Source organism: Selenomonas sp. KH1T6 (assembly GCF_900108415.1).
Lineage (GTDB): Bacteria > Bacillota > Negativicutes > Selenomonadales > Selenomonadaceae > Selenomonas_B > Selenomonas_B ruminantium_A.
The window spans coordinates 1-10,277 of record NZ_FNWN01000058.1 but is presented as its reverse complement, the minus strand read 5'-3'; the positions used below and the strand labels follow the sequence as shown (position 1 = coordinate 10,277).

Below are 10,277 nucleotides of genomic sequence, written 5' to 3'. Positions count from 1 at the left end.
CTCTTCTGCTGTTGCTTTTTGCTTACATGGCATGAAAAATCCCCCTATGATGACAGTTTTATTTTTTACTGTCTCTCATAGGGGGAGCATATCACCCTCTATGAGGGGGCTTTTTTGTTCACAAAAAGTTCATAAATTGTTTCCTTTCTCTTTCTTGAGCTGTTCCCTGGATAATCTTAAAATATGAAGCAGGAAAATATGAAACAATAGTTGAAATTTATGGGAGGAAGAAATATGTGCAGGGAAGAGGCTGGGGATAAGTTCGTGTGGGACCTGGTCTGTCAAGGCAGGAAAGCCGAGCAGGAGGGGATGCCCTCGGCGGGATGTTATGCCGTGGCAATTTTTCAGTTGCGCAGTGGAGATAAAGAGGGGCTGGGAGCATTGGAAAAGCGCCTTGGCTATGGCAGCCGTGCGCAGGGCAGCTTTTGCAGCCGTCCCGTGCCTTGGAAGAATGGTTTTTTGCTGGTATTGGCAGGCACTGCTGCCCAGCAGGAGGGGTTCTGGCAGAAGTGGAGCCTTTGCCCCGAAAGCGAAAAGGCAGGGGTGGGCGTGGGCACCAGCTGCCGCCTGAGCCAGCTTTGGCAGAGCTTCGAGGAGGCCCGCCTGGCCGGTTCCTTCCAAGAGACTAATGGCAGGGAGGGGTTTGTGCAGAAGTTTTCCGGGCTGGGGGTGTTCCTGAGACTTTTCCGTCAGAGCTGGGAGGAAGCCCGGGCATTTGCAGATGAGCAGCTTGCACCGCTGCGGGCCCATGACAAGGCCTACCGCACTAATCTCCTGCCCACCCTTAAGGTGCTTTTCCGTCGGGATTTCAACTGGAAGGAATCAGCTGAGGAACTCTTTGTCCATGTGAACACCCTGCGGTACAGATATGAGAAAATCAAGGAAATCCTGAAATGTGAGCAGGGCTGCATGGATATGCGGGCCACCCTCTATGCGGCCGTCAGGGTGTCGGAAACCCTGGAAGCCCTGGAGGCTCCGGTTTTTGCACAGCCTTGCATGCGGGAAGGGGCTGAGACTCTCTATGCAGATCCGGCAGAAGCTTATGATTTCCAACTTCATGATGTTCGTGCTGCCTTTGGGCATTATCCTGCTGGCCGGGGGAATGTTGTACCTTTTGTACCAAGACGAGTATCTGGATCGTATGGGCAACAGGGAATCAGATAAGCTGGCAGCCCATCGGGTGGAAAGGCAGTTCAGGGAAATGGTGTCGGAGCTGCCGGCGGAAGGTTCCAGACAGGAACTGCGGGAAGGAATCATAGCCATTGCTCCCCAGGTGGAGGAGGAAGGCTACCACCTGATGGTACTGGACAGGCAGAGGGTGCCTGTCTTTTCCAATTGTACGGAACTGGATGAGCATCTGCTGGGGGAGGAGACCACTCCGGCTCTCTTTGTGGGGGAGTCCAGTGTCTACATTTTCCGTTCCAGCAATATCGTGAAATATATGTTTACCTATTCAGGCGATGACTACCATGCCATCGCCATTTTGTCGCGGGATTTAGGCGGCATCGAGGAGGATCTTAACAACATCACCTATATCTACCGCATACGGCTGATCCTGGCGGGAGTGCTGGTGTTCCTGCTGGCGGATTTCCTGCTGGCATATCAGCTGTCCAGGAAACTGCAGAATCATCTGCTGGCTCTGCAGGAAGCGGCCAAAGAGGTGAAGAAGGGCAACCTGGACATTTCCCTGCCCCGCCACAAGGAATTGGAGGAGGAAGTGGCCCAGGTCTATGAGGCCTTTGAGGAAATGTGCGGCAGGCTGGCCCGTTCCCGGGCGGAGCGGCTGCAGTATGAGGAAAGCCGGCGCAATATGCTGGCGGGGATTTCCCATGACCTGCGGACCCCCCTGACGGTGATCAGCGGCTATGTCCAGGCCCTGCTGGATGGAGTGGCTTCTACTAAAGAGCAGGAGCGGCGCTATCTGGAAAAGATCCATCACCGCACGGATTCCATGGTACAATTGGTGGAAAGGTTGTTCCTTTGCAGCCGCCTGGAAATGGGGGAATATCCCTTCAGCTTCGTGCAGACGGATTTTAGTCACTGGCTGGCACGAGCAGCGGAGAAATTGCAGAAGGAATTGGGAGAAGAGGGGGAGGTCAGGCTATCCCTGCCGGAGGGGGAGTGCCCTCTCCTGATGGATGGCACGGAGCTTTACCGGGTGCTGCAGAATCTTATGGGCAACGCCAGAAAATACGGCGGCAGGCCGCTGGTGTTCTCCTTGGTCCTTGAGAGGCAGGGGGATAAGCTGCGCCTTACTGCCCGGGACAATGGCAAGGGGGTAGCTGAGGAAAACCTGGAACGCATCTTCAAGGTGCTTTTCCGTGAGGAAGAGGCCCGTACCGACAGCGCCGTGAAGGGCAGCGGCCTGGGCCTCTCCATAGTCCGCTGGATAGTGGAAGCCCACGGCGGCAAGGCCTGGGCAGAGAATCGGGGAGGGCTGGCTATCGTGATGGATTTCCCTGTGAAAACGCGCAAGGAGAGTGAAAAGCTTGACTGAGAAGAAACGTGCGCTGATTGCCGAAGATGACGAGGACATAGCAGAGCTGGAGGCCAGCTATCTCTTGCTGGGGGGCATAGAGGCAGATATCGAGGGTCATGGCACGAAAGCCTTGGCAAGGGCGCTGGAGGGGGGCTACGACATCTTGCTCCTGGATGTGATGCTGCCGGGTACTACGGGCATGGAAATCTGCAGGCAGGTCAGGGAGAAGCAGGAAATCCCCATTCTGATGGTAACTGCCTGCAAGGAGGATGTGGACAAGATTCGCGGCCTGGGCATGGGGGCAGATGACTACATCGTGAAGCCTTTCAGTCCCAATGAATTATTGGCACGGGTGAAAGCTCACCTGGCGCGTTATGAAAGATTGAAGGGCTTTAGAAAGAGAGAAGCAGAGGCGCAGCAGGAACTGGTACATGGCAATTTGAGGTTATTGCCCAAGGAAATGCGGGCCTTTCTGGATGGCAGGGAAATATCCCTGCCTCCCCGGGAATTCCAGCTGCTGGAGTATTTCCTGGAACACCCCCATCAGGTTTTCTCCCGGGAGGAACTCTTTGAGGCCGTCTGGGGCCAGTCTGCCCAAGGGGACATCGCCACGGTAACGGTGCATATCAAGCGCCTGCGGGAGAAGATAGAGGAAAATGTGCAGGAACCCCGGCACATAGAGACAGTATGGGGTAAAGGTTATAGACTGCGTTCGTTATCTGCGTTATAATATAGGCACCGTACATTTGTTTTGACCAAAAGGAGGAGCAGCCCTATGGCTATGGTGCCGAAACTTAATACCATGCAGTTTGCGGAAGAGAAGCCCTTCAAGGTAGTGGCCCCTTTCGAGCCCATGGGTGACCAGCCCCAGGCCATTGCGGATCTGGCTGCCGGCATCGAGAACGGCCAGGAGGCCCAAGTGCTCTTGGGTGCCACGGGCACCGGCAAGACCTACACCATCGCCAAGGTCATAGAGAAGGTGCAGAAGCCCACTTTGGTCATCGCTCACAACAAGACGCTGGCAGCCCAGCTGGCCAGCGAGTTCAAGAGCTTTTTCCCGGAGAACTATGTGGGTTATTTCGTTAGCTACTATGATTACTATCAGCCGGAAGCCTATATTGCTTCGACTGATACATATATCGAGAAAGATTCATCTATCAACGACGAGATAGATGAACTGCGCCACTCTGCCACCTGCTCCCTGTTCGAGCGGCGGGATGTGATCATCGTGGCCTCCGTGTCCTGCATCTATGGCCTGGGCTCACCGGAAAGCTACCATGAGATGGTGCTGTCCCTGCACAAAGGGCAGGAAGTGGACAGGGACGATATACTTAGGAAACTGGTGAATATTCGTTACGAACGCAATGATATAGCTTTTGAACGCGGTCAGTTCCGGGTTCGCGGGGATGTCATTGAGGTTTTTCCTGCAGGCTACAACAATCGGGCTGTGCGCATCGAGATGTTCGGGGATGAAGTGGACAGGATGGTGGAGTTCGATGTGGTGACGGGAGAGGTTTACGGCGAACGCACCCATTCCATGATTTTCCCCGCTTCCCACTATGTCACTGAAGACGAGGAACTAAAGAGGGCTATGGCGGATATCCGGGCAGAGCTGGACGAGCAGCTGACAGAAATGCGGGGGCAGGGGAAGCTCTTGGAGGCCCAGCGGTTGGAGCAGCGCACCAACTACGACCTGGAAATGATGCAGGAAATGGGCTATTGCTCAGGCATCGAGAACTACTCCCGCCATCTGACAGGCCGCAAGGCGGGGGATGCTCCCTATACCTTGCTGGACTACTTCCCGGAGGATTTCCTCATTGTCATAGATGAGTCCCATGTGACCCTGCCCCAGGTACATGCTATGTACGCGGGAGACAGGAGCCGCAAAGTGTCGCTGGTGGAAAACGGCTTCCGTCTGCCTTCGGCCTTTGACAACCGGCCCCTGACCTTTGAGGAATTCTCTGCCCGCATCAACCAGATTATCTATGTTTCCGCTACACCAGGCAAGTATGAGCAGGAGCAGGCCCAGCAGACGGCACAGCAGATTATCCGCCCCACGGGGCTATTGGACCCGGAAATCGAAGTGCGGCCTCTGGAAGGGCAGATTGATGACCTGCTGGCAGAAATCAAGCTGCGCATAGAACGGGATGAGAGGGTGCTGGTCACTACCCTTACCAAGAAGATGGCGGAGAATCTCACGGATTATTTCAAGGAAATCGGCATCAAGGTGCGTTACCTGCACTCAGACATCGCTACCATCGAGAGGGCGGAGATCATCCATGACCTGCGGGCCGGGGAGTTCGATGTGCTGGTGGGCATCAACCTGCTGCGTGAAGGCCTGGATATGCCGGAGGTGTCCCTGATAGCCATTCTGGACGCAGACAAAGAAGGCTTCCTGCGCTCTGATACCTCACTGATCCAGATTATCGGCCGTGCGGCGAGAAATGCCAACGGCCGGGTCATCATGTACGCTGACAGGATCACGGACTCCATGCAGCGGGCCATAGAGGAGACAGAGCGCCGCCGGGAAATCCAGCAGGCCTACAACAAGGAGCACGGCATCGTGCCCAAGACCATCAAGAAACCCATCAAGCCCCTGATAGAAACCACCCTGGTGGCAGAAACCATGGCTTCCTATACCACAAATGGCGACAAGAAGCCCAAGAAGAAGCTCACCAAGAAGGATAAGGAAAATCTGGTGAAGACCCTGCTGAAGGAAATGCAGCAGGCTTCCCGGGCCATGGAATTCGAACGGGCCGCAGAGTTGCGGGATATGATACTGGAACTGGACGGCACCTTGCCCAAGAAAAACTAATGATAGAAGTCAAAAGCCTTGAAACTGGGAATGCACCCTGTTCCAGGGCTTTTAAATTCTTCTGCAGGATAATTTTAATAAAGTGTAGTATATAGACAGAGGACAAAAATTCTTGTATAATGTGTCTTGTTAACAAAATGACAAGTGAGGTTCTGGAGTGGTCATTTGTTTACGGTTGTTTCCAGAACCAGTTATTTAGGGGGAGAATTATGGCGCTAATTGTAAAGAAATTCGGCGGCAGCTCGGTAGCCACCACCGAAAAGATCATGAACGTGGCCAAGAGGGTGCTGAAGGAGAAGCAGCCCGGTGACAAGATTGTCATGGTGGTATCCGCCATGGGCAAGACTACCGATCAGCTGATAGAGCTGGCGAAGGGGATCAACAAAGAGCCTTACAAATATCCAAGGGAAATGGATATGCTCCTGACTACCGGTGAGCAGGTTTCCATTGCCCTTCTTTCCATGGCCTTCCAGAGCCTGGGACAGCCTGCTATTTCCCTGACGGGGCCCATGGTGGGCATGAAGACCAATTCTGTTTTCACCAAGGGGCGCATCATGGACATTACCCCGGAACGCGTCCATGAGGAGCTGGACAAGGGGCAGATTGTAGTGGTGGCGGGCTTCCAGGGCTGCAATGAGGTTGGCGACCCTGTGACTTTGGGTCGTGGCGGCTCTGATACTTCTGCTGTGGCGTTGGCAGGCGCCCTGAAGGCGGACAGCTGCGAGATTTTCACTGACGTGGATGGCGTATACTCTGCAGATCCCCGCATGGTGCCCAGTGCCCGCAAGATGAAGGAAATCACCTACGATGAGATGCTGGAGATGGCCCGCCTGGGGGCAGGTGTCATGCAGCCCCGCTCCGTGGAGATGGGCAAGCATTTCGGCATACCCATCCATGTTCGCTCTACGTTTACGGAAAGGCCTGGCACGATGATTAGGGAGGATTATACTATGGAAGATAAAGATTTTGTGGTCCGCGGTGTTGCTCATGATGACAAGGTAGCCAAGATTGCTGTGCTGGGCATCCCCAACACTCCTGGCATTGCCCATGAGATTTTCTCCGCTCTGGCTGCTGCCAATGTGGATGTGGACATGATCGTCCAGAGCATCCGCAATATCGAGAAGAATGTCACTGACATGGTGTTCACTGTGGCAGCAGACGACCTTTCCCAGGCCAAGCAGGTAGTGGATAAAGTGGCCGACAAGCTGAACGCCGTGGCTGTGCTTATCGAGGAGGACGTTGCCAAGGTTTCCATCGTGGGCGCAGGCATGCTGGGCAACCCCGGCATCGCTTCCCGCATGTTCGGGGCTATTTCCAAGGCTGGCGTCAACATTGATATCATCAGCACTTCCGAGATCTGCATCTCCTGCCTGGTGAAGGGTGATAAGCTCAAGGAGGCTGTGAACGCCATCCATGAGGAGTTCTTCCCCTCCAGGTAATAAGCATTTAGGGCCCCTTGCCTTTGCGGCAGGGGGCTTTTGTGACAGCTTCACAGTTTTTTTATTTGCAGGGCAAAAGAAATAATATTGTATACAGACAGCTGTATGGGTAGACAGGACGAAATGAAACAGTTATTATATACATGTGTCCAGGAAATGGCCTGGCAATGACGGAAAGGGGAACGAAAGCGATGACTATGAGTATGGCGGCCACCCACGCTGCTGAGAAGGAACTTCATGATGCAATTTTCGGTGCCAGCGAGGCTTGCCGCCTGGCTGCTTTGAAGCACGGCACTTATAAGGTGACCAATGCCACCATTGGCACCATGATGGACGATGAAGGCAAGTTTGCTACCCTGCCCACGGTGGAGAGGATTTACCGTGAGCTGAACATCGGCGATTATATGCGTTATGCTCCCATAGCCGGCCTGCCCGAGTACCTGGATGCGGTGGTGGACCTCACCTTCGCTGACCAGCGTCCCGAAGGTTACTTTGCTGCTGTGGCTACCCCCGGCGGCACCGGCGCCATCCGCCATACTGTGGCCAACTATGCCGAGCACGGTGACTATGTGCTGACCTCCGACTGGTTCTGGGGCACTTACAATGTCATCTGCAACGAGTGCGGTACGAAGCTGACCAATTTCAAGCTCTTTGACGAGAAGCTGAACTTCAATCTGGCAGACTTCACCAGCAAGGTGGACGAGCTCCTTTCCAGTCAGGACAGCCTGGTGGTCATTCTGAACACTCCTGCCCAGAACCCCACGGGCTTCAGCCTCACTGAGGAAGATTGGGATGGCGTGCTTGATGTGGCCAAGGGCCATGCTGCCAAGGGCAAGAAGATTATCCTGCTGGTGGATATCGCCTACATCGACTTTGCCGGGGAGAAAAACGAGACCCGCGCCTTCATGAAGAAGTTCGGCAGCCTGCCTGAGAACATCCTGGTGCTCACCGCTTTCTCCATGTCCAAGGGCTACACCGCCTATGGCCAGCGCACCGGCGCTCTGGTGGCTGTCTCTTCCTCCCAGGAAGTCATCACGGAGTTCAAGAACGTAACCAAGTATTCCGGCCGTGCCACCTGGTCCAACATCAACCGCGGCGCCATGACCCTGCTGGTACGTCTTCAGCAGGATAAGGCAGCCTATGCCCAGTTCGAAAAAGAGCGTGATGATTTCTATCAGCTCATCCGCAACAGGGCTGCTATCTTCACCAAGGAAGCCGAGGCCTGCGGCCTGCCGGCTCTCCCGTACAAGGGTGGCTTCTTCCTGGCTGTGCCCGCCAAAGACCCCAAGGCCGTCTGCGAGAAGCTCCACGACGACCTGGTCTTCGCTGTGCCTCTGAAGCTGGGTGTGCGCATCGCCGCCTGCTCTGTGGCTACGGAAAAGATGCCCGGCATTGCCGGGAAGGTGCTGAAGGCTTTGAACGCTGTAGAATAAAAAGCTCTGTGAAAAGCGCCTGAAGCTTTGAGGAACTGTTCATAAATAAATTTTAGATTTGACTTGTCTAAATCTCCATAGGCATCGTTGTCGTCAGTCGACATAGCACCGCTATGCCTCCTTCCTCCGCCTTGCCTATGAAGATTTATCCTGCGTCCTATCTTAAAATTTTTTTATTGCCAGTTCCTAAGGGATGATAATTTCAGCTTGATATAGATGGTGTGCATTTCCTTATGGGAGGGAAGTGCACACCATTTTTTCGTTTTCGTGAAAATTTGCGGTTGCTGAGAGTCCTAAATGGAGCTATAATTAAATATATATTAAATTAGATATATTGTATGAGAGAATTTAGGAGGAGGACATAGGACGCGATGTTTAAGTTCAATCAGAAGGACACGGAATACTTTGACCTCTTTGTTGAGAGTGCCCGCTACTTCTACAATGGTGCCCTGATGATGGATGAAGTCATGCTGGACTACAGCAAGGCCACGGACAAGGTGCGGGAAATCGTGGAGCTTGAGCATGAGGCTGACGCTGTCAATGACAAGATTATTGACAAGCTCAATACGACTTTCATCACTCCTATCGACCGGGAGGACATCTATGCCATCGCCAACGGGCTTGATGATGGGGTGGATATCCTGCAGGGGACTTTGCAGCGCATTGTCATGTACAAGGCTGGCAAGGCCATGAGCGGGGCGGTGTCCCTTACCAAGCTCATCATCGAAGCCACGGAGGAAATCATCAAGGCTCTCACCATGCTGAAGGACATTCGCAAGAATCAGGCCCAGATCCTGGATGCCACCCACAAGATTGCCAAGCTGGAAAGCGAGGGGGACAGGGTTTACCGCCATGAGGTGGCCTATCTCTTTGATAAAGAAAAAGATCCTATTGAGCTTATCAAGTGGAAGGATATTCTGGAGAATCTGGAGGATACACTGGATCACTGCGAAAAGATTGGGGATATGCTCAGGGGCGTGGTGATGAAGTATGCATGAGTTGCAGTATCTGATCTTCACCGTCATCGTGCTGGCCTTGCTTTTTGACTATATCAACGGCTTCCACGATACGGCCAATGCCATCGCCACCTCCGTATCCACCCGGGCTATCCATCCCAGCCATGCCATCATGATGGCGGCGGTGCTGAATTTTCTGGGTGCCATGTACTCCACAGGCGTGGCCAAGACCATCGGTGCGGATATCGTAAAGTCGGCCCAGCATGTGGATGAGCATATCATCATCGCGGCCCTGGCGGGAGCGGTCATCTGGAATATCATCACCTGGTGGCTGGCGGTGCCCTCCAGTTCCTCCCACGCTTTGGTGGGTGGCATCATCGGAGCGGTGCTGGTGTCCGTGGGGGCGGACGGGCTGAATTTTGCAGGCATAGGCAAGATTGTCCTGGCCCTCATAGGTTCGCCTATCCTGGGCATTGTCACGGGCTTTATCGTGATGATGGTGCTGTACAGGGTCTTTGGCAATGCCAGTCCCTCGAAAGTAAATCACAAGTTCAAGAAAATGCAGATAGCCGCTGCCGCCATGATGGCTTTTTCCCACGGTTCCAATGATGCTCAGAAGTCCATGGGTATCATCACTCTGGCCCTGCTGTCCGGCGGCTACATCGATGTCTTCGAGGTGCCTACATACGTCAAGGTGCTGGCAGCAACAGCCATGGCCTGCGGTACCGCCATGGGTGGCTGGCGCATCATCAAGACGGTGGGTGGCAAGATCTTCAAGCTGGAGCCTATCTCAGGCTTCGCAGCAGATCTCAACTCCTCCATCGTCATCTTCACTGCCACCCTCCTGCATCTGCCCGTCAGCACCACCCATGTGGTGTCCGGCTCCATCATGGGTGTAGGTACGGCCAAGCGTGTCAACGCCGTCCGCTGGGGTGTAGCCCAGCAGATGGTCATGGCCTGGGTCATGACCATACCCTGCACGGCCCTCATGGGAGCTGCAGCTTACCAGGTGGTCTGCATGGTATTCAAGTGAATATATTTTGTCCCTGCGCGAGAACATTGATATGCTCCCCCTATGAGAGACAGTAAAAAATAAAACTGTCATCATAGGGGGATTTTTCATGCCATGTAAGCAAAAAGCAACAGCAGAAGAGA

General features: G+C 53.9%; 8 protein-coding genes. All 8 read left to right on the top strand.

Annotated elements, in window-relative coordinates; genetic code table 11:
- Positions 1 to 234 precede the first annotated feature (234 nt).
- The 8 genes from BLW59_RS18275 (at position 235) to BLW59_RS16525 (ending at position 10,155) form a co-directional block, all read left to right on the top strand.
- Entirely contained in the window at positions 235 to 1,164 is a 930-nt protein-coding gene (locus tag BLW59_RS18275; RefSeq protein ID WP_074698918.1) for a PucR family transcriptional regulator, read from the top strand.
- Positions 1,058 to 2,497 carry a HAMP domain-containing sensor histidine kinase gene (locus tag BLW59_RS16555; RefSeq protein WP_318258721.1) on the top strand — a complete coding sequence of 480 codons (1,440 nt, stop codon included), beginning with the start codon at positions 1,058 to 1,060 and terminating at the stop codon, positions 2,495 to 2,497. Before BLW59_RS18275 ends, BLW59_RS16555 begins: the two co-directional genes overlap by 107 nt.
- Positions 2,490 to 3,209 (top strand): response regulator transcription factor, encoded by a 720-nt coding sequence (locus BLW59_RS16550; protein ID WP_074698912.1) that lies wholly within the window; start codon positions 2,490 to 2,492, stop codon positions 3,207 to 3,209. The genes BLW59_RS16555 and BLW59_RS16550 overlap by 8 nt, the downstream gene beginning before the upstream one ends.
- A gap of 45 nt (positions 3,210 to 3,254) precedes the next feature.
- On the top strand, positions 3,255 to 5,294 hold the full coding sequence (gene uvrB, locus BLW59_RS16545; protein ID WP_074698909.1) for an excinuclease ABC subunit UvrB: 2,040 nt from the start codon (positions 3,255 to 3,257) through the stop codon (positions 5,292 to 5,294).
- 209 nt (positions 5,295 to 5,503) lie between these two features.
- Entirely contained in the window at positions 5,504 to 6,733 is a 1,230-nt protein-coding gene (locus BLW59_RS16540) for an aspartate kinase (RefSeq protein ID WP_029545099.1), read from the top strand.
- 191 nt (positions 6,734 to 6,924) lie between these two features.
- Entirely contained in the window at positions 6,925 to 8,166 is a 1,242-nt protein-coding gene (locus BLW59_RS16535; protein WP_029545097.1) for an aminotransferase class I/II-fold pyridoxal phosphate-dependent enzyme, read from the top strand.
- A gap of 371 nt (positions 8,167 to 8,537) precedes the next feature.
- Entirely contained in the window at positions 8,538 to 9,164 is a 627-nt protein-coding gene (locus tag BLW59_RS16530; RefSeq protein ID WP_029545096.1) for a DUF47 domain-containing protein, read from the top strand.
- On the top strand, positions 9,157 to 10,155 hold the full coding sequence (locus BLW59_RS16525) for an inorganic phosphate transporter (RefSeq protein WP_029545094.1): 999 nt from the start codon (positions 9,157 to 9,159) through the stop codon (positions 10,153 to 10,155). The genes BLW59_RS16530 and BLW59_RS16525 overlap by 8 nt, the downstream gene beginning before the upstream one ends.
- Positions 10,156 to 10,277: the final 122 nt, after the last annotated feature.